21 protein-coding genes are annotated in these 25,132 nt (G+C 61.0%); 5 read left to right on the top strand and 16 right to left on the bottom strand.

Features of this window, described 5'->3' with window-relative positions; translation table 11 throughout:
• Positions 1-66: 66 nt before the first annotated feature.
• The 3 genes from QMK50_RS19980 to QMK50_RS19970 all read right to left on the bottom strand — a co-directional run bounded on the left by QMK50_RS19980 (position 67) and on the right by QMK50_RS19970 (position 3,448).
• Positions 67-1,245 carry a trans-sulfuration enzyme family protein gene (locus QMK50_RS19980; RefSeq protein WP_095167026.1) on the bottom strand — a complete coding sequence of 393 codons (1,179 nt, stop codon included), beginning with the start codon at positions 1,243-1,245 and terminating at the stop codon, positions 67-69.
• Entirely contained in the window at positions 1,242-2,618 is a 1,377-nt protein-coding gene (locus tag QMK50_RS19975; RefSeq protein ID WP_320333780.1) for a cystathionine beta-synthase, read from the bottom strand. The genes QMK50_RS19980 and QMK50_RS19975 overlap by 4 nt, the downstream gene beginning before the upstream one ends.
• A gap of 344 nt (positions 2,619-2,962) precedes the next feature.
• The gene (locus QMK50_RS19970; RefSeq protein WP_320333779.1) at positions 2,963-3,448 is read right to left on the bottom strand and encodes a hypothetical protein; all 486 of its coding nucleotides are present in this window, start codon (positions 3,446-3,448) and stop codon (positions 2,963-2,965) included.
• A gap of 367 nt (positions 3,449-3,815) precedes the next feature.
• On the opposite strand from QMK50_RS19970, the gene QMK50_RS19965 reads away from it, so the two are divergent.
• Positions 3,816-4,715 (top strand): polysaccharide deacetylase family protein, encoded by a 900-nt coding sequence (locus tag QMK50_RS19965; RefSeq protein WP_320333778.1) that lies wholly within the window; start codon positions 3,816-3,818, stop codon positions 4,713-4,715.
• Positions 4,716-4,737: 22 nt separating this feature from the next.
• Here QMK50_RS19965 and pcaD read toward each other — a convergent pair whose 3' ends face one another.
• The 6 genes from pcaD to pcaR form a co-directional block, all read right to left on the bottom strand.
• A complete protein-coding gene (gene pcaD, locus QMK50_RS19960; RefSeq protein ID WP_095167019.1) occupies positions 4,738-5,529 on the bottom strand; it encodes a 3-oxoadipate enol-lactonase in 792 nt (263 codons plus the stop codon).
• 72 nt (positions 5,530-5,601) lie between these two features.
• Positions 5,602-6,897: an MFS family transporter gene (locus QMK50_RS19955; protein WP_095167017.1), complete on the bottom strand. Its 1,296-nt coding sequence runs from the start codon at positions 6,895-6,897 to the stop codon at positions 5,602-5,604.
• Positions 6,898-7,049: 152 nt separating this feature from the next.
• Positions 7,050-8,255 carry a 3-oxoadipyl-CoA thiolase gene (gene pcaF, locus QMK50_RS19950; protein ID WP_174244566.1) on the bottom strand — a complete coding sequence of 402 codons (1,206 nt, stop codon included), beginning with the start codon at positions 8,253-8,255 and terminating at the stop codon, positions 7,050-7,052.
• A complete protein-coding gene (locus QMK50_RS19945; RefSeq protein WP_174244611.1) occupies positions 8,252-9,034 on the bottom strand; it encodes a CoA-transferase subunit beta in 783 nt (260 codons plus the stop codon). The genes pcaF and QMK50_RS19945 overlap by 4 nt, the downstream gene beginning before the upstream one ends.
• Positions 9,031-9,888 carry a CoA transferase subunit A gene (locus QMK50_RS19940; protein ID WP_095167011.1) on the bottom strand — a complete coding sequence of 286 codons (858 nt, stop codon included), beginning with the start codon at positions 9,886-9,888 and terminating at the stop codon, positions 9,031-9,033. The genes QMK50_RS19945 and QMK50_RS19940 overlap by 4 nt, the downstream gene beginning before the upstream one ends.
• 198 nt (positions 9,889-10,086) lie before the next feature.
• Positions 10,087-10,929 carry a pca regulon transcriptional regulator PcaR gene (gene pcaR, locus QMK50_RS19935; protein WP_095167009.1) on the bottom strand — a complete coding sequence of 281 codons (843 nt, stop codon included), beginning with the start codon at positions 10,927-10,929 and terminating at the stop codon, positions 10,087-10,089.
• A 703-nt stretch (positions 10,930-11,632) separates the two neighbouring features.
• On the opposite strand from pcaR, the gene QMK50_RS19930 reads away from it, so the two are divergent.
• The gene (locus tag QMK50_RS19930) at positions 11,633-11,833 is read left to right on the top strand and encodes a hypothetical protein (RefSeq protein ID WP_095167007.1); all 201 of its coding nucleotides are present in this window, start codon (positions 11,633-11,635) and stop codon (positions 11,831-11,833) included.
• A gap of 367 nt (positions 11,834-12,200) precedes the next feature.
• A complete protein-coding gene (locus QMK50_RS19925; protein ID WP_095167005.1) occupies positions 12,201-13,676 on the top strand; it encodes an inorganic phosphate transporter in 1,476 nt (491 codons plus the stop codon).
• 100 nt (positions 13,677-13,776) lie between these two features.
• On the opposite strand, the gene ltrA is transcribed toward QMK50_RS19925, so the two are convergent.
• The 4 genes from ltrA to QMK50_RS19905 all read right to left on the bottom strand — a co-directional run bounded on the left by ltrA (position 13,777) and on the right by QMK50_RS19905 (position 16,594).
• Entirely contained in the window at positions 13,777-15,069 is a 1,293-nt protein-coding gene (gene ltrA / locus QMK50_RS19920) for a group II intron reverse transcriptase/maturase (RefSeq protein ID WP_320333777.1), read from the bottom strand.
• A gap of 619 nt (positions 15,070-15,688) precedes the next feature.
• Positions 15,689-15,805, bottom strand: coding sequence for a cytochrome c oxidase subunit CcoM (gene ccoM / locus QMK50_RS19915; RefSeq protein ID WP_305886485.1), 117 nt, complete (start codon positions 15,803-15,805; stop codon positions 15,689-15,691).
• A 145-nt stretch (positions 15,806-15,950) separates the two neighbouring features.
• Positions 15,951-16,112, bottom strand: a complete 162-nt coding sequence (locus QMK50_RS19910; protein ID WP_007906621.1) for a hypothetical protein — start codon at positions 16,110-16,112, stop codon at positions 15,951-15,953.
• Positions 16,113-16,252: 140 nt separating this feature from the next.
• Entirely contained in the window at positions 16,253-16,594 is a 342-nt protein-coding gene (locus QMK50_RS19905; protein ID WP_095167003.1) for an aspartate-semialdehyde dehydrogenase, read from the bottom strand.
• A gap of 206 nt (positions 16,595-16,800) precedes the next feature.
• Here QMK50_RS19905 and rapA point away from each other — a divergent pair, with 206 nt between their 5' ends.
• On the top strand, positions 16,801-19,647 hold the full coding sequence (rapA, locus tag QMK50_RS19900) for an RNA polymerase-associated protein RapA (protein ID WP_159994121.1): 2,847 nt from the start codon (positions 16,801-16,803) through the stop codon (positions 19,645-19,647).
• Positions 19,648-19,732: 85 nt separating this feature from the next.
• On the opposite strand, the gene QMK50_RS19895 is transcribed toward rapA, so the two are convergent.
• Positions 19,733-21,085: a spinster family MFS transporter gene (locus QMK50_RS19895; RefSeq protein ID WP_159994119.1), complete on the bottom strand. Its 1,353-nt coding sequence runs from the start codon at positions 21,083-21,085 to the stop codon at positions 19,733-19,735.
• 288 nt (positions 21,086-21,373) lie between these two features.
• On the opposite strand from QMK50_RS19895, the gene QMK50_RS19890 reads away from it, so the two are divergent.
• On the top strand, positions 21,374-23,659 hold the full coding sequence (locus tag QMK50_RS19890; RefSeq protein ID WP_320333776.1) for a bifunctional diguanylate cyclase/phosphodiesterase: 2,286 nt from the start codon (positions 21,374-21,376) through the stop codon (positions 23,657-23,659).
• Here QMK50_RS19890 and QMK50_RS19885 read toward each other — a convergent pair.
• Together QMK50_RS19885 and QMK50_RS19880 are read right to left on the bottom strand one after the other, a co-directional pair.
• On the bottom strand, positions 23,550-24,443 hold the full coding sequence (locus tag QMK50_RS19885; protein ID WP_320333775.1) for an NAD(P)-dependent oxidoreductase: 894 nt from the start codon (positions 24,441-24,443) through the stop codon (positions 23,550-23,552). The genes QMK50_RS19890 and QMK50_RS19885 overlap by 110 nt on opposite strands.
• Positions 24,444-24,724: 281 nt before the next feature.
• Positions 24,725-25,030, bottom strand: a complete 306-nt coding sequence (locus QMK50_RS19880) for a DUF2288 domain-containing protein (RefSeq protein WP_095166992.1) — start codon at positions 25,028-25,030, stop codon at positions 24,725-24,727.
• Between the last annotated feature and the right edge of the window lie 102 nt (positions 25,031-25,132).

Here is a 25,132-nt window from a genome sequence, read left to right as displayed (position 1 = left end):
GCCTCACGAAAATCCGCAATCCCCCTCAAGGATTGCGGATTTTTTATGCCTGTTGCACGGCTGGCCTCAGATCCGTGCCAGCGCCTGGGCCAGGTCGGCGCGCAGGTCTTCCACCGCTTCCACCCCAACCGACAATCGCACCAGCCCGTCGCCTATGCCCAGTTCTGCCCGAGTCGCAGGTGGAATGGTGGCGTGGGTCATGATTGCCGGGTGCTCGATCAGGCTTTCCACTCCTCCCAGGCTCTCGGCCAGGGCAAAGATCTGCACCGCCTCGAGAAACCGCCGGGCGCCGGCCAGGTCGCTGTTCAAGTCCAGGGCAATCATCCCGCCGAAGCCGCGCATCTGGCGCTGCGCCAGTTCGTGCTGGGGGTGTGACGGCAGGCCGGGATAATAGACCCGCGCCACCTGCGGCTGGCGCTCCAGCCACTGGGCCAGGTCCAGCGCGTTGCTGCAGTGACGCTCCATACGCAAGGCCAGGGTCTTGACCCCGCGCAACGTGAGGAAGGCGTCGAACGGCCCGGCAATCGCGCCCACCGCGTTTTGCAGGAAACCCAGGCGCTCGGCCAGTTCAGCGTTGTGCCCAACCACCGCTATGCCGCCGATCACATCGGAATGGCCGTTGAGGTACTTGGTGGTGGAGTGCAGCACGATATCGAACCCCAGCTCCAGCGGGCGCTGCGTCCACGGGCTGGCAAAGGTGTTGTCGGCGACACTGATGATCCCCCGCGCACGGCAGATCCGCGCGATGGCGCTGAGGTCGGTCAGGCGCAGCAAGGGATTGCTCGGCGTCTCGACCATGACCATCCGCGTGTCGTCCTGCAGCGCCGCTTCGAAAGCTGCCAGGTCGGTCAGGTCGACGAAACTGAAACGATGCCCGGCGCTGCGTTGGCGCACTTTGTCGAACAGGCGGAAGGTGCCCCCGTACAGGTCGTTGCCGGAGACAATGTGCGCACCGGCATCCAGCAGCTCGAGCACCGTGGAGATAGTTGCCAGCCCGGAGGCGAAGGCAAATGCCTGGGTACCGCCCTCCAGGTCGGCCACGCAGCGCTCCAGGGCAAATCGGGTGGGATTGTGCGAACGGCCGTAGTCGAAACCCTTGTGCACGCCGGGACTCTGCTGCAAATACGTGGAGTTGGCGTAGATCGGCGGCATCAGCGCTCCGGTCGTCGGGTCCGGCACTTGCCCGGCATGGATCACCCGGGTGGCGAAATCCTGGGGCGCGGCGGTTTTATCCTGATGACTCATGCAAGGGATCTCCGTAGATGATTGAGCAGGTCGACGCGGGTAATCAGGCCATGGAAGCCTGAAGCGTCGGCGATGATCGCCACCAACCCGCGGTCGAGCTCGGCCTGTAGCTCGGCCAGGCTGGCGGCGGCCGGCAAGGTATGCAGTTGCTTGGTCATGGCCGAGGCCACCGTCATCCGCAAGTGCGCAGCATCCTGATGCACCCCCAGCAACACATCCGATTCGTCGAGTACGCCCACCAGGCGCTGGCCATCGACCAGCACCGGCAATTGCGACACATCCGCCAGGCGCATGCGCTGGAAAGCGGTCAGCAGCGTGTCGTCGGGGCCGACGCTGATCACCCGGCCGTCCTCGAAACGCCGGGCGATCAGGTCCCGCAGGTCGCCGTAGCGCTTGCGCTGCAACAAGCCCTGATCGGTCATCCACTGGTCGTTGTAGACCTTGGACAAGTAGCGGGTGCCGGTATCGCAGACAAAACTGACCACTCGCTTGGGTTCGGTCTGCTCGCGGCAGTAGCGCAAGGCCGCCGCCAGCAGCGTGCCGGTGGAGGATCCGCCGAGAATGCCTTCGGCGCGCAGTAACTGGCGGGCATGTTCGAAGCTTTCTTCATCGCTGATCGAATAGGCCTGGCGCACGCTGGACAGGTCGGCGATGGACGGGATGAAGTCCTCGCCGATGCCCTCCACCGCCCACGAGCCGGGGGTGCCAAGGGTACCGCTGCGGCTGTATTCGGCCATCACCGAACCAACAGGATCGGCCAGCACCATGGCCAGGTCCGGCTGTACTCGGCGGAAGAAACGGGTCAGCCCGGTCAGGGTACCGGCCGAGCCGACGCCGACGACGATGGCGTCCAGGTCATGCTGGGTCTGCGCCCAAATCTCTGGCGCGGTGCTGCACTCATGGGCCAGCGGGTTGGCGGGGTTGTTGAACTGGTCGGCAAAAAACGCCTCGGGGATTTCCTGCGCCAGCCGCGCGGCGACGTCCTGGTAGTACTCTGGATGCCCCTTGCCGACATCGGAGCGGGTGATGTGCACCTCGGCCCCCATGGCCTTGAGGTGCAGCACCTTCTCGGTGGACATCTTGTCCGGCACCACCAGCACCACCCGGTAACCCTTGGCGCGGCCAACCAGGGCCAGGCCCAGGCCCGTATTGCCAGCCGTGGCCTCGACGATGGTGCCACCCGGACGCAGGCGGCCATCGCGCTCGGCGGCGTCGATCATCGCCAGGCCGATGCGGTCCTTGATCGAACCACCGGGGTTCTGTGACTCAAGCTTGAGGAACAGGGTGCAAGGCCCAGTATCAAAGCGGCTCACTCGCACCAGCGGGGTATTGCCGATCAGCTCGAGCACGGCAGGACGGGAATTGTCTGGCATGTCTTCACCTCGTGGCGCGAATCCGCACTGGATGGACAGTAACCTGCGGCAGGCCATGGCCTGCCAGTCACAGACAATGCCTCGCATGGACCATAGGCCGCGATTGCTTCCCCCGCAACCATCCGCAGCCGGCCGGTAACGTTGCGGTTCGTGCGACAAGTAGCAAACCGGGAAATATTAGCCGAGGGAGGAACAACCACTGGCGATAAAAATATTCTGATCTGGCAATACGAAAAAACCACGCCATTGAGCTATACGTGCTCCATGGCGCGGGTCTTTATTGGCACTAGACTTGATTGACCAACACACTGACTCACATCAACTTCACAACACCAACATACCGATCACAAAACCGTTAACTTCGGCACTCTTAAGGAGAAGCTAGGGCACGAAAAATCTACTTGCCGCTCAAACCCCTCACCCAGTTCTTTATACCCAAAACTAAAATACCCTTCGATTGTCTCAAAATCTTCTCCAGGCGTAATGAACATGACATTCAGCCCCCCGACCTTGTCCGACTGAGAATGCCCCGTAGACCCCTTCCAAAAGAAACCCGCCTCCACATCACCAGGCTCCATACCAATACTGTATCTTTTTTCTGCCTCGAGCTTGTCACCACGGAGAGTCAACTCCATCCCGATTTTTGTGTCCTCTACGAGCAGAAAAAAATAAGGGGGTTCCTTGACCCAATAAAAATACAAACTCGTTGCTGTAACAGCAATATCTTCTGCACCTTGCACCTTGAGAGTGCCATGTAACCTTCCCGATATAGGTTGTAAATCTTTCCCATCAATAACTGGCAACCCGCTCTCCGCCCTTGAAAAATCCATGACAACCTCCTGCTTAAAGCGTTAGTTAATCACTCCTGGACAACACAATAAAAACCTAACCCATAAAAACCAGCACAACAACTATCAGATCTAATAGTTGACAACAGCCCGCACAAACAACATTTGAAAAATCAATACAAATACTAATTCGCGACAACACACTTTCGCCGATTAAAAGAATCGGTGAACCGTCAGTTACCCCATCAACCTGCCCTGACTCGATATAATCACCCCGGCCTGCTGAACCCTTCAGTGTCGTGACGTTCCCATGGAGACCTCCCCGGGAGCGACCGCCTTGGCGTGTGGTGAATGACTGCACGCCAACAGGTTGCACCTCTGCTGATTTGTCGCCGGTCACCTCAACACTATGAAATTGATCCTCACCTTTGTCTCTGTGCTCGCCCTTGCGCTCGGTCTCAGTGGTTGCATCGGTCCACCGATCGCCCTGACGCCGCAAACCGAGCAACGCTTGCAGGCATCCCCGCCGATCCGCTTCCTGCTCACTTTCGACGATGGCCCCAGCGCCTCCGGCTGGGCCAATCCGAGCCGGGCGGTACTTGAGGTGCTGGCCAACAACCCGATTCAGCCAGGCATCAAGGCGGTGTTTTTTGTCCAGACTCGCGCGCCACGGGCCGGCGGCAGTGAACGGGGGCGCAAAACCATGCTGCGTGAACACGCGGCCGGCCACATCCTGGGCTTCCACACCGCCACGCCGTGGCACAGCAATCATCGCTCTCTTGATCCGCAAGTACTCGAACAGTCGCTCACCTGGGGCACCGACGACATCACCGCGATCACCGGCGCAGCACCAAGCCTGGTGCGCCCGCCGTTCTGGAGCTACGACGCGCGCACCTTCGCCGCCTATCAACGGCATGGCCTGCAGGTGTTGTTGACTGACTTGAGCGCCAATGACGGCAAGGTGTGGGGGATCACCGCCAGTCCACGTCGACGCACCAACCTGCTCAGGCAGCTGTCAGAAACCCGCGAGCGGATCGCCAAGGGCGAGTTGCCGACCGTTGATGGCGTGATTCCGGTGGTGGTGACGTTTCACGACCTCAATCGCTATACCGCCAGGCACATGCAGGAGTACCTGCAGATTCTGCTCGACAGTGCCGAGCAAACCCACGTGCCCCTGGCAGCCAAACCGTTCTATGAAGACTCGGCCGCCTTGCAGCGCGCAGCCATGGCCCGCACCCTGCGCGATGCCAATGACCCCGCGCGATTGCCCGGGGCGTGGAACTGGATCTGGGGCCGCGACAAGCACTGAATGCGCCGCAGGTTCCAGCGCCTCAGATGGCCCGCAGGAAGTTCAGCACACAGTGGCTGAACGCATCGCCTGCCTGCACGTTGGACAGGTGCGCAGCATAGAACTCGGCATAGTGCGCACCCGCCACCCGCTGCTCGATGAAGTGTCCACCGGCCGGCGGCGTGACCGCATCTTCAGTGCCGGCGATCACCAGCGTCGGCACCTGGATCGCCGTCAGTTGCTCACGCAAATCTGCATCCCGTACCGCTGCGCAATTGGCCGCATAACCTTGTGGCGACGTCGCGGCCAGCATGTCAGTGATCCGCTTGGTCGCCGCCGGATTGGTCGCGGCGAAATCCGCGGTGAACCAGCGCGCAATGGAGGCATCGCCCAGGGCCACCATCGCCGCTGCGCCATCGCGCAGGACCATTTCAATGCGCGGGTCCCAGATGGCCGGCTCGCCAATCTTCGCCGCGGTGTTGCACACCACCAGTGACAACAGGCGCTCGCTGGCATTGATCGCCAGCCACTGGCCGATCAAGCCGCCCATCGACAAACCGCAGAAATGCGCGCGCTCGATATGCAAGGCGTCCAGCAGGGCCAGCACGTCACGGCCCAGTTGCTCGATGCTGTAAGGCCCAGGCGTCACCAGCGAACGACCATGCCCACGGGTGTCGAAACGTAATACCCGAAAATGCTCGGCAAATAACGGGATCTGCCCATCCCACATGTGCAGGTCAGTGCCCAGTGAGTTGGACAGCACCAATACCGGGGCGTGTTCGGGTCCGTCGAGTTGGTAGTGCAGTTCGCCGTCGGCCAGTTGTACAAATGCCACAGTTTTCTCCTTGAGACCGCCAGGGCCAGGTGTGCGGACAGCGCGCGCCCGATTCAGACGCGCGCCGGCCGGTCAAAGGTCGTGATGTAGATACGCTGCCTGCTTGGGCAAGCGCAGGCTGAACAGGAACGCGATGGCCATCATCACCGTCACGTACCAGTAGAACGAGTTTTCCATGCCCACCGACTTCAAGCTCAGGGCCACGTACTCCGCCGAACCGCCGAAGATCGCGTTGGCCACCGCGTAGGCCAGGCCCACACCCAGGGCGCGCACTTGTGGCGGGAACATTTCGGCTTTCACCAGACCGCTGATGGAGGTGTAAAAACTCACGATCGCCAGCGCCAGGGTAATCAGTACGAAGGCCAGGAACGGGCTAGTGACTGACTTCAGGCTCAGCAGGATCGGCACCGTGCACAGCGTGCCCAGGGCACCGAACCAGAGCATCGAACTACGTCGACCGATCTTGTCGGCCAGCATGCCGAAAAGCGGTTGCATGCACATATAAAGGAACAGCGCCCCAGTCATGATGTAGCTGGCGGTCTTGGCGTGCATCCCGGCGGTGTTCACCAGGTACTTCTGCATATAGGTGGTAAAGGTGTAGAAAATCAGCGAGCCGCCGGCGGTGTAGCCCAGCACGGTGATGAAGGCGGCCTTGTGATCGCGGAACAACGCACGGATGCTCCCGGCGTCCTTGTCTTCGCGCATTTCCTTGCTGGTGGTTTCCTTGAGCGAGCGACGCAGCAGCAACGAAATCACCGCGGCAACCGCCCCCACCACAAACGGAATCCGCCAGCCCCAGGCGCGCAATTCATCCTCGGACAGGAACTGCTGCAGGATCACCACCAGCAGCACCGCCAGCAGTTGCCCGCCAATCAGGGTCACGTACTGGAACGAGGCAAAGAAACCGCGCTGGCCCTTGAGCGCCACTTCGCTCATATAGGTCGCGGTGGTGCCGTACTCACCACCCACCGACAGCCCCTGGAACAGCCGGGCGACCAGCAGCAGGATCGGCGCCCAGACGCCAATGTCCTTGTAGGTCGGCAGACAGGCGATCAGCAGAGACCCGGCGCACATCATCAGCACCGAGATCATCATCGAATTTTTGCGTCCGTGCTTGTCGGCTACCCGGCCGAACAACCAACCACCGATGGGGCGCATCAGGAACCCGGCAGCGAACACGCCGGCGGTGTTGACCAGTTGCACCGTGGGATTGTCGGAGGGGAAGAAGGCTGGCGCGAAGTAGATCGCGCAAAACGCATACACGTAGAAGTCGAACCATTCGACCAGGTTGCCGGAGGAAGCCCCGACAATCGCAAATATTCTTTTACCCCGCTCTTCAGCAGTGTAGTGGCTTGTCATAGATGTCATGGTTTTACACTCGATGGGGACAGTGAGAGTCTAGACACACTTTGCAACACTCCTGTTCCCTGGAATCACTCATTCAGGCAATTGCGCGTCTGTGATGACGCCTTCGCGGGCAAGCCTTGCTCCTACGGGAGCAGGGCTTGCCCGCGGGGTGGTCAGACCCGTTCGATCGCCAGCGCCAGGCCTTGGCCGACACCCACACACATGGTCGCCAAGGCTTTTTTACCGCCGGTTTTTTCCAGTTGATGCAAGGCCGTCAACACCAGTCGCGCCCCGCTCATGCCCAATGGATGTCCCAAGGCAATGGCGCCGCCGTTGGGGTTGACCTGCGCCGCGTCGTCAGCCAGGCCCAGTTCACGCAGCACCGCCAAGCCCTGGCTGGCGAAGGCTTCATTGAGTTCGATCACGTCGAAATCACTGATCGCCACACCGAGACGCTCGATCAGCTTGCGCACCGCCGGCACCGGGCCGATGCCCATGACTCGAGGAGCCACGCCGGCACTGGCCATGCCGAGCACTTTGGCCCGCGCAGTCAGGCCGTGTTTCTTCACCGCTTCAGCGGACGCCAGGATCATCGCCGCCGCACCATCGTTGACGCCCGACGCGTTGCCGGCGGTGACAGTTTTGTCCGGGCCATTGACTGGCTTGAGCTTGCCCAGGGTTTCCAGGGTGGTGTCGGCCCGGGGATGCTCGTCCTGCTCTACCAGGCTTTCGCCTTTCTTGTGGGCAATACGCACCGGGACGATTTCTTCGGCGAAAAAGCCTACTGCCTGCGCCGCCGCAGTACGTTGCTGGCTGCGCAGGGCAAAGGCGTCCTGATCCGCGCGCGAAACCCCGTAGTCGTCCGCCACGTTGTCGGCGGTCTGCGGCATCGCGTCCACGCCGTACTGGGCTTTCATCAAGGGATTGATGAAGCGCCAGCCAATGGTGGTGTCTTCCAGTTTCATGCCGCGCGAGAATGCCGCGTCGGCCTTGCCCATGACAAAGGGTGCGCGGGACATCGACTCGACGCCACCGGCAATCGCCAGCTCCATTTCGCCGCTGGCAATCGCCCGGAAGGCGGTGCCAATGGCATCCATACCCGAGGCACAGAGGCGGTTGAGGGTCACCCCGGGAATGCTCTGCGGCAATCCGGCCAGCAACAAGGCCATGCGCGCGACGTTCCGGTTGTCTTCACCGGCCTGGTTGGCGCAGCCGAGGAACACCTCGTCCACCGCGCTCCAGTCAACGCCCGGGTTACGCTCGATCAAGGCCTTGATCGGCACCGCGGCCAGGTCGTCGGCACGCACGCTGGACAAGCCGCCACCAAAGCGGCCGATGGGGGTGCGAATCGCGTCGCAGATATACACCTCGCGCATCATGCTTCTCCCGGTGCCTGGCCGTGGGCGGCGGCGGTCCGTGCTTCCAGATCGCGCAAGGCCGCGAGCTCGACCGCTGTCGGCTCGGCGGTCTGCTGCACCTGCTCGGCAAAACGGATGGCCCAACCGGTCGCCGCCACCACTTGCTCGCGGGTCACCCCCGGGTGCAGCGCTGTGACCACGAACTCATGGGTGCCGGCTTCCGGCTCCATGATGCACAGGTCGGTGATGATGCCCACCGGTCCAGCCCCCGGCAGGCCGAGGCGCTGGCGCGAGTCGCCGCCTTCGCCGTGACCGACCGAGGTGATGAAGTCCAGCTTGTCGACGAACGAACGGGCCGACTGCTTGAGAATGATCAGCACGCTTTTCGCCGAACCGGCGATCTCCGGGGCGCCGCCGGCACCGGGCAAACGAACCTTGGGCTGATGGTAGTCACCGACCACCGTGGTGTTGATGTTGCCGAACCGGTCGACCTGAGCCGCCCCCAGGAAGCCGACGTCGATGCGCCCGCCTTGCAGCCAGTAACGGAAAATCTCCCCGGTCGGCACCACAGTGTCAGCGGTTTCGGCCAGTTCGCCATCACCGATGGACAGCGGCAGCACACTGGGTTTGGCGCCAATCGGACCCGATTCGTAGATCAGCACCACGTCCGGCGAAGACGTCAGGCGCGCCAGGTTGGCGGCTTTGGAGGGCAAGCCGATGCCGACGAAGCACACCGAACCGTTTTTCAGGCGGCGGGCGGCGGCCACGGTCATCATTTCATTGGTGGAGTAAGTCATTATTTGGCCTCCGAAGCACGCGCCAACTTGGCCTGGAATTCACTGAAGTCAGCGCTGCCGTGGATGTACTCATTGATCCACGCGGTGAAGGTCTCACGGTCGCGGGCAATCGGGTCCCAGGCTTGGTAGAAACGGTTATCGCGCTCGGTGTAACCGTGGGCGTAGGACGGATGCGCCCCACCCGGCACATGGCAGACCGCACTCAGGGCCCAGGTCGGCAGGACGCAGGCATTCATCGGAGCCTTGAGGTCATCGACGATTTCTTCGACAGTAACGATGCAACGCTTGGCCGCCAGCGCCGCTTCCTTCTGCACGCCGAGGATGCCCCAGAGCAACACGTTGCCCTTGCGGTCGGCCTTTTGTGCGTGGATCACCGTCACATCCGGGCGCACCGAGGGCACCGCTGCCAGCACTTCGCCGGTGAAGGGGCAGGTCACGGTCTTGATCAGCGGGTTGACCTTGGGCAGGTCGGAACCGGCGTAGGCGCGCAATACGGCGAACGGCAGTCCCGAGGCGCCCGCGACGTAGGCATTGGCCAGGTCCGCATGGCTGTGTTCTTCGATTTCCAGTGGCTGGGGCCATTGCTTCTCGACGGCATCGCGCAGACGGTGCAGCGACCCCACGCCAGGGTTACCACCCCAGGAGAAAATCAGCTTGCGTGCGCAACCGGCACCGATCAACTGGTCGTAGACCAGGTCGGGGGTCATGCGTACCAGGGTCAGGTGTTTCTTTCCCTGACGAATGATTTCATGACCCGCTGCGGTTGGAATCAGGTGAGTGAAGCCTTCGAGGGCGACCGTGTCACCATCATTCACGAATTGCTTCACTGCATCGTGCAGCGAAAGGATTTCTGCCATGGGGGTGGACTCCCGAGCTTGAGTAAACCGACGTGGAGGACGAGGCGCGATGTACGGCGCCGGATTGACTGAAGAGTAAGCCGCTAAAAAACCCCAAACAATCCGATAATCGACTAAGTGTTCGTTTATCGAACAGATTGTTATCAGCCTATCGATCCTCTCAGGACACCTGGCCTCGGTATCGGTTTATCGAACAGTTCAGGCGAACAGCTGGGCGCTCAGTTCCCGGCTGGCACTCAGCAGGCCCGGGAGAAACCGCTGCTCCAGCTCGTTGCGACCGACGCGTCCGGCATGGGTACTGACGTTCAGTGCCGCCAATACCTGGCCCGAGGCGTCGTACACCGGCACGGCGATCGAGCGCAGGCCCTGCTCCAGCTCCTGGTCGACAATGCACCAGCCCTGCTGGCGAACTTCCTGCAGGCACTCGAGCAATGCTTCGGGGGTATGCAAGGTGCGACTGGTCTTGGCCTGCAGGTCGGCGTGATCGAGGTACTCACGCAATGACGCATCATCCAGCGCCGCCAGCAGGATCCGCCCCATGGACGTGCAGTAGGCCGGCAAGCGGCCGCCGACCGAGAGGTCTACCGATATCAGGCGCTGGGTCGTCGCCGAGCGCGCGATGTACAGAATGTCATTGCCTTCCAGCGTGGCCATGTTGCAGGCCTCGTGCAATTGCTCGCTCATGCGGTCCAGGTAAGGCTGGGCCGAGACCGCCAAGGGGGTCGAAGACAGGTAGGCATGGCCCAGGGTCAGCACCTTGGGCAACAGCGAATAGGTTCGCCCGTCGGTGGTGGCATAGCCAAGCTTGATCAGGGTATGCAGGCAGCGACGCACCGCTGCGCGGGGAATTTCGGTGCGGTGGCTGATCTGCGCAATGGTCAGGTGGCGCTTGCGCTCCTGAAAAGCTTGCACCACGGCCAGGCCTCGGGCCAGGGACGTCATGAAGTCCGGGTCCCCGGTAAACGCCTGGATCCGCTTGGCGGGCGAAGCAACAATCGGCGGCGCGGCTGACGTGAAGGAATTGCGCAATTGATCGTTCATTTCAGGTCGGTCCCCAGGGTTCGTCAGCTATTACAGGCTGCCCTCGAGCGTGCGCACAAGCCATGGGCAGTCAACTTTGGGCGATTATCGAACCACCAGCCGATAATCGCAATCCACCCGCGTAGCGCCAAAGGCCTTGTCGACTGCGGGCTGCACCCAGTTAGAGAGGTGACTATAGAGCACGTGTCCTTACCAGACTTTCATACTTGTCCTTGGATAATCGAGTGAGTGCCCCCACATACAAACTTCAGCTGTATTAATGACGTCAGGAAACAAACGTCTGTTGTATGGGTTCAAAATCAACCCAGGTAACAAAACATTTTTACAGGGGCCGGGGACATTTAACTTATTGGCGATAGGCAGCGCTCGATTGAACGCTATAATGGCCACAGTGATGTCCCCGTTTCTCCTCGACAACGGATCCCATCACCCAGGCAGCGCAAGGCTTTGGCCCCGCTACCTGCTGGCAAGCGCTAGACGCGCATTTCGAATGCCCGGCCCATGCGCTTGCAGGAAACAAGAAGACTGATGCTACATCAGTGATTCTTCTCTGGTGCTGTGGCCGCCTGCAACAACGGTGCTGTCAGTGCAGTGCGTTCGTGATTCAAGCAGCCTGTGGCTACTTGCATGATGACGCCTGCGATCAACCGACCCCGCGCAGTGCGTTTCACCAGAGTTTATTTCAACTTGATTAGGTAACACTGTGACGAAAGACGAACTGCGCGCCGAACTTGAGCGCCAGGAACAACGTTACAAGGATGTGTACGGCGGTGAAGTCACCACCTACGCCGCCCAGCCCGAACCGGAACGCAAACCGTGGCGTAAGCGCGCCAGCGTTCAGGACCAGGCATTCAGCCAGGAACTGCAAAAGATGGAAAAGGACCTCAAGGCCGAAGAGCCCTAGCGCCAACGCTTGAGTGTTGCTCAAAACTTGCCCTCAGCCGCTGGGCAGGTTGCTCCGTCACCGCGCCTGCTGAAGACAGGCGCGGGCCGCCACTGCCCGCCAATTGAGGCGAACGGCTTTAAAGCTGACCCTCATTTCAGAAATTTCATACGGCGTTATTTCCCATTGGGCGAAGCGACGGAAAACCCGATTTCTGGTGGTCCACCCAATAAAATCAAGGGGTTAAAAACCCTACGCTGCGACTGGGGCTTAGGGTCTTGTTACAAACTAAATGAATGAAACATGTTGCCGATCGGCACCTGATGCATCGATTAACCATCTTTTCTGGCATAATCGCGCCCCCTTATGACCGGGTCAGAAAACCTTCATGATCGATTTATTCAGCGGACTGGATGCTTGGGTGCTTGTGAGCCTCTTGCTCGCCCTGGCCTTTGTCCTCGCCTTCGAGTTCATCAACGGCTTTCATGACACCGCTAACGCGGTAGCCACTGTTATCTACACCAAGGCCATGCCGCCCCACCTGGCGGTGTTCTTCTCCGGTGTATTCAACTTCCTTGGCGTGTTGCTGGGCGGCGTGGGCGTGGCATATGCCATTGTCCATTTGCTGCCGGTAGAACTGTTGATCAATGTGAACACCGGCCACGGGCTGGCAATGGTGTTCTCGCTCCTCGCGGCGGCCATCACCTGGAACCTGGGCACCTGGTACTTCGGTATTCCGGCCTCCAGCTCCCACACCCTGATCGGTTCGATCCTCGGTGTCGGCCTGGCGAACGCCCTGATCAACGATATTCCACTGGTTGACGGGGTTAACTGGCAGAAGGCTATCGACATCGGCGCCTCGCTGGTGCTCTCGCCAATGGCCGGCTTCGCGGTGGCCGCCCTGGTACTGCTGGGCCTCAAATGGTGGCGCCCGCTGTCCAAGATGCACAAGACCCCGGACCAGCGCCGCAAGATCGACGACAAGAAACACCCGCCGTTCTGGAACCGTCTGGTCCTGGTGATCTCGGCAATGGCGGTGAGCTTCGTGCACGGCTCCAACGATGGCCAGAAAGGCATCGGCCTGATCATGCTGGTATTGATCGGTATCGTCCCGGCGCAGTTCGTTCTCGACTTGAACAGCACCACCTACCAGATCGAGCGGACTCGCGATGCGACCTTGCACCTGAGCCAGTTCTATCAGCGTAACGAGGCCACCCTGGGCGAGTTCCTGGCCCTGGGCAAAAGCGTGAAGGAAGACCTGCCGGAGAAATTCCGTTGCAATCCGCAACAGACCGAACCGACCATCAGCGCGCTGCTGGGCACCCTCAAGGGTGTAGCCGACTACCACTCGCTGCCGCACGAAAGCCGCATCGAAGTACGTCGCTACCTGCTCTGCCTGGACGACACTGCGAAGAAAGTCGGCAAGCTGCCTGGCCTCGACGCCCGTGAAAAGGCCGACCTAGACAAGCTGCGCAAAGACCTGACCGCCACCACTGAATACGCGCCATTCTGGGTGATTCTGGCAGTCGCCCTGGCACTCGGCCTGGGCACCATGGTCGGCTGGAAACGCGTGGTACTGACCATCGGCGAGAAGATCGGTAAACAAGGCATGACCTACGCACAAGGCATGTCGGCCCAGATCACCGCCGCGTGCATGATCGGCATGGCCAACATCTTCAGCCTGCCGGTATCGACCACCCACGTCCTGTCCTCGGGTGTCGCCGGCACCATGGTCGCCAACAAAAGCGGCCTGCAAGGCGGAACCGTGAAAACCATCCTGCTGGCCTGGGTCCTGACCCTACCAGCCACGGTGGCCCTGTCCGCCGGCCTGTTCTGGCTGGCCTCGAAGGCCCTGGGTAGCTGATTCAAAGCTGCAATCGGCATAGGGGACGGCCTTCATAGGCCGTACCCCTGCCACACCACCCGGCATGCGGGTCCGCACCGGGCGGTTCGAGAGATTGAGGTTATGAGAGTCGCACCAGACCCAGCCTGTCGAACCACGCCACATCCAGCACTCGATTGAGCTCAAAGCGGCTGTTACGCCACCAACTATAAGAGTTGGCCGCCACTTTCCGGGCCGTTTGGCTGCTGGCCCCCAACGCCCGCAGTTCGCGGTAGATCGTCGGACCACGCCTCCATTGTTTAAGCTGGATCGCTCGCAATCGGTGTCGCATCCACTCGTCCAGCTCTCGCCAGATTCTCGGCGTTTGTGACAACCCAAAGTAAGTTTTCCAGCCCAGAAGATAAGGGCGTAAATTCTCGACAACTTGTCGCAGACTGCGACCGCCTGAGCGACGGGTGAGCTCGCGTATCCGTTGCTTGAACTGCTTGCGCGCCTTGACCGCTACCGCTCTTTTGACGCCTTGTGAAGATCCCCAGAAGGCGTAGCCCAGAAACTTGCGACCATACGCACTCGCCACCGCACTCTTGCTCTCGTTGACGCTCAAGTGCAGCTTTTCATACAGACGCTTCAGCAAAGCCATCACCCGCTGTCCCGCCTTGCGGCTGCGAACATACACATTCGCATCGTCGGCATAGCGCACGAAACAATGGCCTCGACGTTCAAGTTCCCGATCCACTTCGTCCAGCAGCACATTCGCCAGTAACGGCGACAGCGGGCAGCCTTGCGGCGTCCCACAGCGGCTTTTCTCGACCACGCCATTAATCATCGTTCCCGCGTCCAGATACGCGCGAATCAGCCGGATAACCCCCCGATCCGCAATCCGTTTGCGTAGACGCTCCATCAAGATGTCGTGGTCGACCCGGTCGAAGAACTTCTCCAGATCAACATCCACCACCACTCTGCGCCCCGAGGACACATGACGTTGGGCCGCCAGAACGGCGTCCTGTGCACTGCGTCCCGGACGGAAGCCGTAGCTATGTTCACTGAAAGTCGGATCGAGTAATGGCTGCAAGACTTGCAGCAAGGCTTGCTGGATCAAACGATCGGTGACCGTCGGAATGCCCAACTCGCGCTGACCGCCGTCGGGCTTGGGAATGACCACTCGGCGTACCGGACTGGGCCGGTAGATACCTAACAGAAGCTGTTCACGAATCGCCGCCCACTGAGTGAGCAGATGTTCGGCCGTCTGTTCAATATCCAGACCGTCGATTCCCGCTGCACCTTTGTTGGCCTTGACCCGTTTCCATGCCCGTTTCAGGTTTTCTCTCGCAAAGGCCCGATCCAGCAGCCCTTGCCCTGCGTTATCGGATTCATCTTGCGGGCGATTGACCTCGTCGCTGATGGGGCCTCTCACGGTTTCACCGCTCGCGTCCTCACATCCGCCCCGCGTTTGGCAGGCATCTGACTTCCGGTCGTTCACATCAACATGGCCTATAATGCTTTCTCTCGTTCGGCCCTTCGTCAAAAAAAAAGACTACTACGGCCTCTGCTGACTTCTCGCTCCGGCTTGCGCCGTCGCCCTTTCAGGCACAAGGCGAGATCTCCCCAGGTAAGAACGCAATCCTTCCCCGCACAACCGCCGGATTTACGCAGCCTGATCGTTGACCACAAGAGCTTCGCGATTTATGGCTCGCTCGCCCTGATCGGCTTCGCCTTGTATCCGGTTCTTGTTCATCGGCTCGCGGTTTCGCTCCACGCTTCCTCCCCACACTCGATCGCCCTCATGCAGTTGCGCTTCGCTTCGTTCGCTGTGGTCAGCTTACGGCGGGACTTTCACCCACAAGATTGCGCCCATGCTGGGCGCACCATAAAAAGGCGCGCCCTCCTGGAGGTCGCGCCTTTTTTGTTGGAAAAAACACCAAACCCTAAGCAGCCGTTACCGCAGCAACGGACATGCCCAAAAAATCCAAACCAAAAAAAAGGGCAACCGAAGTTGCCCAAAATGCCTTGCGTGCTCGTGCTCCCAGAAAGACCTAAGGCTTCTTGCGCTTATGCGAGTCTTTCCAGATAAAAAATCCAAACCCAACGAAAAACAGAACCATGAGGCTGACGGTCAGCACTCCGGCGATCACCACATTGTCGAAAAACATGACCAGCCTCCTGTGCTTGCCTCGTTGCGATGGGTCTAAGTTAACCAATCAGGCACAGGAGAAAATTGACCGGGATCAATGTCGCCCAAGACAGGGCGTAAAGGCGGGGAAATAACTGACCTGCATCAACAGATGCAGGGTGGGGTCAACGCTTTTTCGGTTTGTTCTTCGGCTTTTTCTTCGCCTTGCCCAGCGGCATGGCCTGCTCGAATGCCTGGCGCACTTCGTTCAGGCGCTTCTCATTGAGGTCATGCACACGCTTGGCGCGCTCGGTGTTGAGATCGATCAGCTTGTCGTCTTGGCTCATGGCGTGGCTTACGTCTTCCAGTTCAATACAGGCGCGGCACAGCGACCCACGTCACCCTGCCCGCTCAAGGTTGAGCAATAATGCGGCCTCTGGCCAACGAAGACCAGCCACCTGGCAACGCAACAAATGCTCTTCGCAGTTCACACCTCTATATCGACCCACAACCCCTGGCGCGGCTGATCGTCCATCACCGCCACCACTGGCACAGTGTTATCGGCATTCAACTCGTCGCCCGGCACCGCCAGGGGTACCTGCGGATCGTCGCCAGCTTCGCGCCGGCGTTTATCGCGGGCCAACTGACGCCGCTGCTGTTCGCGCAGCCCCATCGCCGCTTCCTCGGGATCGCGCTGTTGCAGGTCGATCGTGCTCTCGCTGGAGCTGGGCTGCACCGGTGCCACCGGCATGATGTCCGGGCGTGGCCGGACCGGATCCTGCTGGGAGGTAATCGGCACGGCGCTCAAGGGAAGCATGGGTGGCAGCATGGTGAGGGTCTCCTGTCGGCAGGCTGTCGGCTGTTTGACCAGCGACTTGAGCCATCGGTCGCAAACTTGTGAGCCAGTTGACACTCACAATCACCAATCGGCTCGATGCGCTACCGTAAGACTAGTAGTTTTTATGAGAGTCCTTTGGCTCTGAAGGCAGCGATCCGTTAAGATAGTCGGCTTTTTCAAGGCGGGAGTCAGGCAGCATGGCGCAGCAGTATCAACCGGGGCAACGCTGGATTAGTGACAGCGAAGCAGAGCTAGGTCTAGGCACCGTTCTGGCACAGGACGGTCGCTTGCTGACCGTGCTCTACCCGGCCACTGGCGACACCCGCCAGTATGCGCTACGGAATGCGCCCCTCACCCGCGTGAGGTTTTCGCCGGGCGACACCATTACGCACTTCGAAGGCTGGAAAATGACCGTGCGCGAAGTCGACGACGTCGACGGCCTGCTGGTCTACCACGGGCTCAACGCAGAGAACGAGCCGGTCACCCTGCCCGAAACCCAACTGTCGAACTTCATCCAGTTCCGCCTGGCCAGCGACCGTCTGTTCGCCGGGCAGATCGACCCACTGGCCTGGTTCTCCCTGCGTTACCACACCCTGGAACACACCAGCCGCCAGTTGCAGTCGTCGCTCTGGGGTCTGGGTGGCGTGCGCGCACAACCTATCGCGCACCAGTTGCACATTGCCCGTGAAGTGGCCGACCGTATTGCGCCGCGGGTTCTGCTGGCGGACGAAGTGGGCCTGGGTAAAACCATCGAAGCCGGCCTGGTGATCCATCGCCAACTGCTCTCCGGTCGCGCCAACCGCGTGCTGATCCTGGTGCCGGAAAACCTCCAGCACCAATGGCTGGTGGAAATGCGCCGGCGCTTCAACCTGCAGGTCGCGCTGTTCGACGAAGAACGTTTTATCGAAAGCGATGCCAGCAACCCGTTCGAAGACACCCAGCTCGCGCTGGTAGCCCTGGAGTGGCTGGTCGACGACGAGAAAGCCCAGGATGCATTGTTCGCTGCGGGCTGGGACCTGCTGGTGGTCGACGAAGCTCACCACCTGGTGTGGCACGAAGACCAGGTCAGCCCCGAGTACTCGCTGGTCGAACAACTCGCCGAGACCATCCCTGGCGTCCTGCTGCTGACTGCCACCCCGGAACAACTGGGCCAGGACAGCCACTTCGCCCGTCTGCGCCTGCTTGATCCGAACCGTTTCCATGACCTCAAGGCCTTCCGCGCCGAGAGCGAGAACTATCGCCCGGTGGCCGAAGCCGTTCAGGAACTGATGGACCAGGGCCGTTTGTCCCCGGCCGCCCACAAGACCATCCAGGGTTTCCTCGGCGACGAGGGCGAAGCCCTGCTGACCGCGGTCAACGATGGCGACATCGAAGCCAGCGCCCGCCTGGTCCGCGAATTGCTGGATCGCCACGGCACTGGCCGCGTGCTGTTTCGCAACACCCGCGCCGCAGTGCAAGGTTTCCCTGAGCGCAAGCTGCACCCGTACCCGCTGCCGTGCCCGGACGAGTACCTCGAGCTGCCGTTGGGCGATCACGCCGAGCTGTACCCGGAAGTCAGCTTCCAGGCCCAACCGGATGCCGACGAAGAACAACGCTGGTGGAAGTTCGACCCACGCGTGGAGTGGCTGATCGACCAGTTGAAGATGCTCAAGCGCACCAAGGTCCTGGTGATCTGTGCCCACGCCGAAACCGCGATGGACCTGGAAGACGCCCTGCGCGTGCGCTCCGGCATCCCGGCCACGGTGTTCCATGAAGGCATGAACATTCTCGAGCGTGACCGTGCAGCGGCCTACTTTGCCGATGAAGAATTCGGTGCCCAGGTACTGATCTGCTCGGAAATCGGCAGTGAAGGTCGCAACTTCCAGTTCTCCCATCACCTGGTGCTGTTCGACCTGCCTGCGCACCCGGACCTGCTGGAACAGCGGATCGGTCGTCTGGACCGGATCGGCCAGAAGCATGTCATCGAGTTGCACGTGCCGTACCTGGAAACGAGCCCGCAAGAGCGCCTGTTCCAGTGGTACCACGAAGCACTGAACGCATTCCTCAACACCTGCCCGACCGGCAACGCCCTGCAGCACCAGTTCGGCCCACGCCTGCTGCCGCTGCTGGAAGAAGCCGACGACGGCGAGTGGCAAGCGCTGATCGATGAGGCCCGCGGGACTCGCGAAGCCCTGGAAGCCGAGCTGCACAGCGGCCGTGACCGCCTGCTGGAACTCAACTCCGGCGGTGCTGGCGAAGGCGATGCCCTGGTCGAAGCGATCCTTGAACAGGACGATCAGTTCGCCCTGCCGATCTATATGGAAACCCTGTTCGACGCCTTCGGCATCGACAGCGAAGACCACTCGGAAAACGCCCTGATCCTCAAGCCGAGTGAAAAAATGCTCGACGCCAGCTTCCCGCTGGGCGACGACGAAGGCGTGACCATCACCTACGACCGCAACCAGGCGCTGTCTCGCGAAGACATGCAATTCATCACCTGGGAGCACCCGATGGTTCAGGGTGGCATGGACCTGGTGCTGTCCGGCTCGATGGGCAACACCGCGGTCGCGCTGATCAAGAACAAGGCTCTCAAGCCCGGCACCGTGTTGCTGGAACTGCTCTACGTCAGCGAAGTGGTCGCCCCACGCTCGCTGCAACTGGGCCGTTACCTGCCGCCGGCAGCCCTGCGCTGCCTGCTGGACACCAATGGCAACGACCTGTCGAGCCGGGTGTCGTTCGAGACCCTCAACGACCAGCTCGAAAGCGTGCCCCGCGCCAGCGCCAACAAGTTCATCCAGGCCCAGCGTGATCAACTGACACCGCGCATCAACGCCGGCGAAGAGAAGATCACCCCGCGCCACGCTGAACGGGTAGCCGAAGCACAACGCCGCCTGGCAGCCGACACCGATGAAGAACTGGCGCGCCTGACCGCCTTGCAAGCCGTCAACCCGACGGTGCGTGACAGCGAGCTGGTCGCCCTGCGCCACCAGCGCGAGCAGGGCCTGGCCATGCTCGACAAAGCGGCGCTGCGCCTGGAAGCGATCCGGGTGCTGGTGGCGGGTTAAGCCCCCGCCTTGCACCGCGATAAAAAAGGCCCGCAGCGATGCGGGCCTTTTGCTTTTCTGTGGGATCTGCCGAAGGCCGTGGTGCTTAACCCGCAGACACCGCACCAACTCCAGGCTCAACCACCGTCCCCATCCCCTCCTTCATGCGCTTGGCATCGCGGACAAAACAGCGCGCTGCCAGGAACAGGAAGACCATGGTGAGCAACAGCGCGACCGGAATCAGGTACATCGCATCGTGCAGGCCGACGGCCTTGAAGGCTTCGGTCATCTGCTCGGCACCCGCCGCTTGCATCGCCGTATGGGCGAAGTGATCGGACAGCCCGCCGACCACCACGGGCCCCAGACCGCCCCCCAACAGATACAACCCGGCGAAGAACAGCGCCATGGCCGTCGCCCGCAAGCGCGGTTCAACCACGTCCTGGATCGCCGTGTATACGCAGGTATAGAAGTTGTAGGCAAATAACCAGCCCAGGCTGAACACCGCCACGAACACCCCGATTTCAATTCGCCCGGCATGCAGCGCCCACGCCGTGCACAGGGTCGAGATAATCAGGCTGAAGCCCGCGAACAACAGCCGACCACTGGCCACCCGCTGATGAATCTTGTCGGCCACCCAGCCGCCCAGCGTCAAGCCAAACAACCCGGTAACCCCGACAATCACCCCGGTGGCCACGGCTGCATCCTGCAGCGGCAGCAGGAAATAACGCTGCAGCATCGGCACCAGGAACGAGTTGCAGGCATAGGTGGCGAAGTTGAAGCACAGGCCGGCCATCACCAGCCAGAGAAAGGTCGGAATCGCCAGGACCCGACGAATCGGCCGGTCGACCCGTTCCTGGGATATCTGCACGGTTTCCGCCGCACCGCGCTTGGGCTCTTTGATGAAGAACATGAAGACCGCCAGGATCAACCCCGGCACTGCCGCGATGAAAAAGGGTGCACGCCAGCTATCGAAGGCCTTGACCATGGCACCGATGGTGAAGAACGCCAGCAACAAGCCCAGGGGCAGTCCGAGCATGAAAATGCCCATCGCCCGCGCCCGGCGATGGGCAGGAAACAGGTCGCCGATCAGCGAGTTGGCGGCCGGAGCGTAACTGGCCTCACCGATGCCCACGCCCATGCGCACGATCAGGAAACTCCAGAAACTGCCCACCAGCCCATTGACCGCCGTCAGCCCGCTCCACACCGCCAGCCCCCAGCCCATCAGCTTGCTGCGCGAACCGGTGTCGGCCATCCGCCCCAGTGGCAGCCCGGCAATCGCATAGACGATGGTGAATGCAGTCCCGATGATCCCCAGCTGAAAGTCGCTCAGGTGCCACTCCATGCGGATCGGCTCGATGATGATGGCCGGAATGGTGCGGTCGAAGAAGTTGAACAGATTGGCCAGGAACAGCAGGAACAGAATGCGCCAGGCATTCGCCGCTTGGGTCGAGTTCTGCATGGGTCCGTCTCTTTTTATTTATTGTTATGGGCGCGCTACTGCCAACCCGGAACCTGCAATCTAGTCAGGCGCCTGCGTGCTGTCTGTAATTATTCGTAAGGCTGATGTCGACTTATCGAAGGCCGCGACTCGCATTCCCCATCTATATTTCTAAACGCTATATATCTAAGTTCAAAATAATAAGAGGCAATGCGCCATCACCGCTTTCACTGAGCTGCCGGCTTCTATACTCCAGCCATTCGCCAGCGTTCATGGCGCCTGCGAGACGTTTCAACGACGGGGCATGCGATGGCCTGGCTAGGATGGCATTTCAGCAGCGAACTGCCCGCAAGCGGCGGCCAGGTCATACTCAACTGCAGCCACGACCCGGCGTTGGTGCTGCTGGCCTACCTGGTCGCCTGCGCAGCCAGTTTTGCCACTCTGGACATGGCCGAGCGGGTCGGCCATGCCGAAGATCCACGCTCGCAAAGGCGCTGGCGCTGGGTCGGAGCCGGCTGTCTGGCCGGCGGCATCTGGGCCATGCACTTCATCGGCATGCTGGCATTCCAGGCGCCAATCACCATCCACTATGACCTGTCGATTACCCTGCTTTCGCTGCTGATAGCCTTTCTTGCCGCCTTCTTGACCATGGACACCCTGAGCCATCCAGAGCCGCGTCCCTGGCAGTACGTCAGCGCCTCGATCGGTGTCGGAGTGGGGATTGCCGCCATGCATTACGTGGGCATGGCAGCCATGCGTTCCAGCGCCCAGATCTACTTCGCGCCAGGACTGTTCGCCGTATCGATCATCATCGCCATTCTCGCCAGCGCCGTAGCTTTGCTGCTCTCCCACTGCCTGCGCACTGGCAGCGGGGTGCTGCACCAACTGCTCAAGTACGCGACCAGCCTGTTGCTGGGGGGCGGCATTGTCAGCATGCACTTCACTGGCATGTGGGCCATGATGCTGGTGCTACCAGAGGGCGTGCCGGCCCCACTCGCGGTGCCCCACAACCCGCTGCAACTGGGTGTGACCATCACCGTGATCACCTTGCTGGTGATCGGCAGCAGCGTCAGCGCAGCGCTGGCCGACCGCAAACTGCAACACAAGGAGCGTGACCTGTGCCGGGTCAATGCCTTGCTCTGCCAACTGGATCAGGCCCGGCAGTCGTTGCAGCAAGTGGCGCATTACGACCCCCTGACCAACCTGATCAACCGTCGCGGCTTCAACCAGATCTTTGCCGAGAAGCTTGCGGAGAAAACCGCACAGGGTGGCAAGCTGGCGATCATGTTCCTTGATATCGATCACTTCAAGCGCATCAACGATAGCCTTGGCCATGATGCCGGGGACAGCCTATTGAAGGTAATTGCCGGGCATATCAAAAGCTCGGTCCGCAGCCATGACGACGTGGTCGCACGGTTTGGCGGCGATGAGTTCTGCGTGCTGGTCAATCTGCTGGATCGCGAGGAGGCCCAGCAAGTGGCTGAGCGCATCATGCAGAAAATGAAAGCGCCGATCGAGCTGGCCGGACGGCGCATGGTCATGACCACGAGCATTGGCATCAGCGTGTTCCCCGACGATGGCCAGCACTGCGAGGAACTGCTCAAACACGCCGACCTGGCGCTGTACCAAGCCAAGGCCAATGGGCGTAACGGTGTGCATTTTTTCAACGAGCAGTTGAAAACCCGGGCAACGGTGGCCCTGCAACTCGAAGAGGAACTGCGCAACGCTCTGCGCGACGACAGCGGGCTGCTGCTGTATTACCAGCCGATCTACGACCTGCGGACCGGCCAGGTGACCAAGCTGGAGGCCCTGATCCGCTGGCAGCATCCGCTCCACGGCGTGCTGGCACCCGACCGTTTCATCGCCATTGCCGAGGCCAACGGGCTGATTGCCGAACTCGACAACTGGGTGCTGCGCAAAGCCTGTGCAGACCTCGGCGAACTGTCCCGACACGGCTGCGACTCGCTGAAAATCGCGGTCAACTGCTCCCCGCTCAACCTGGCGCGCCCGGAGCTGGCCGACGAAATCGAGCAGGCCCTGCACTCGGCCGGGGTAGCGGCTGACAGGCTGGAGTTGGAGGTCACCGAGAACGCGTTGATGGGCAACATCACCAACACCCTGGTGCTGCTCAAGCAAATCCGTGCCCTTGGGGTTTCCCTGTCCATTGATGACTTCGGCACCGGCTACTCGTCCCTCGCCTACCTCAAGCGCCTGCCCTTGAACACGCTGAAGATCGACCGCTCGTTCATCCAGGACATCCCGGATTCAACGCAAGACATGGAAATCGTCCAGGCCATTATTGTCATGGCCCATACCCTGCAGTTGCAGGTAGTCACCGAGGGCGTCGAAACCTTCGAGCAGTACCGCTTCCTCGAACGTTTTGGCTGCGATTTCATCCAGGGTTACCTGATGAGCTGCCCAGTGCCGCTGGCTGAGCTGCGGCCGATTCTCAATGCGCTCAACCAGCGTAATCCCCTACAGCCGGTCAGCCCTTTGTCGCTGGTGCGCGATACAGATGAATCAAGGTTGCCGGGTCCTTTTCCAGGAAGCCCTGGCCACCGTGCAAGCGCATCAGCTGTGCGGCCAGGCCACTGATTGGCGTCGCCGAACCCTGCTCGCGAGAAAACTGCACCGCGCCATCCAGGTCCTTGAGCAGGGTCCGCACGTGCCACTTCACCGGTTCAAAGCGGCTTTCGGCCATCTGCGGAGCCAGTATCTGCAGCGGTTTGGAGTCGGCAAAACCGCCGCTCAAGGCGTCCGCCAACCGGCTTGCATCGACACCTGAACGCTCGGCCAGCGCCACCACTTCGGCAATCACCAGGGCATTGCAGGCCACGATCATCTGGTTGCAAGCCTTGGTCACCTGCCCCGCCCCCACCGCGCCCATGTGCGTGACTCGCTGGCCGAGGTTGAGCAGCACGGCGCGAACCCGCTCCAGATCAGCCGCTTCCCCTCCGACCATGATCGCCAGGCTCCCAGCCTCGGCACCGGGCACGCCACCGGACACCGGTGCATCGAGCCAGCCCATGGAGCAGTCGCTGGCCAGTTGCGCGGCCATGCCCCGTGTGGCGGTCGGTTCCAGGCTGGAAAAATCCACCAGCAACTGTCCAGCCTTCGCGCCACTGGCCACGCCCGCCGGACCAAACACCACCTCGCGCACCACCTCGGTATTGGCCAGGCACAACATCACCAGGTCGGCGTGATCACAGAGTTCGGCCGGGCTCGCCACCTGCCGGGCACCCGCCTCGACCAGGGCAGCGCACTTTTGCGGATGACGATTCCACACCGTCAGCGGATAACCCGCAGCCAGCAGGCGACGACACATCGGCAAGCCCATCAAGCCGATGCCGGCGAACGCAAGTGAAGGTAACGATGCCATTGATATGCCTCTGCGCGATAGAAAGTCTGCGAATAGTCGCTGATTCACCGAGACTTGGGAAAGCCGCGTGCGCCACCAGCCGGAATGGTCAAACAAAGGTCAGCAAGGTACATCCAGAAACAATTAAGCAGCCATTCGGCTGCTCAATAAACTGTTCCCATTACGCGAACGTCACCCTCGATCAGGCCTGGCTGTGGCCTTTCTCTACGGCAACGTGCCATCACGCTACTCCGCTACACACTTTACCTGGCGCAGCCTTCGCACCAAACGGGTGCACTGCGTTAAACCGGCGCCCTTTCCTGGATCAGAATCCACGGTGAAACCACCACGGCCCACAGTTCTGGATCGCGCTCGAAAAGATCCAGCGCCCGCGTTTCAGACAGCTTCGCGAGCTGGTCGGCGGCCAGCCAGGCAGCCACTTTCTCGCCTTCGTCCTGCGCCACCGCCTCGGCAGCGGCGATCAAATCCAGGCCAGGATCGACCCACAATAGGGCGCCCTTGGCAAAGAACGGTTCCAGTTCCTTCCAGGTAATAGATGCAGTTTCACCAAGCAGCTTGGCATAGAGGGTGCTAGGTTCTTGAGTCATGGGTCCTGTCCGCAAATGAAATCGACGCAATCATAACGTTGGTGCTCTGGCAGAAAAACCCGGATTCAAATGCGTCATCGAACGAAAAGTACCGGAACGCCC

Origin of the sequence: Pseudomonas sp. P5_152 (assembly GCF_033989915.1) — a bacterium.
GTDB lineage: Bacteria > Pseudomonadota > Gammaproteobacteria > Pseudomonadales > Pseudomonadaceae > Aquipseudomonas.
Note: the sequence above shows the minus strand (reverse complement) of the source record. Positions and strands in the feature narration are given on the sequence as shown.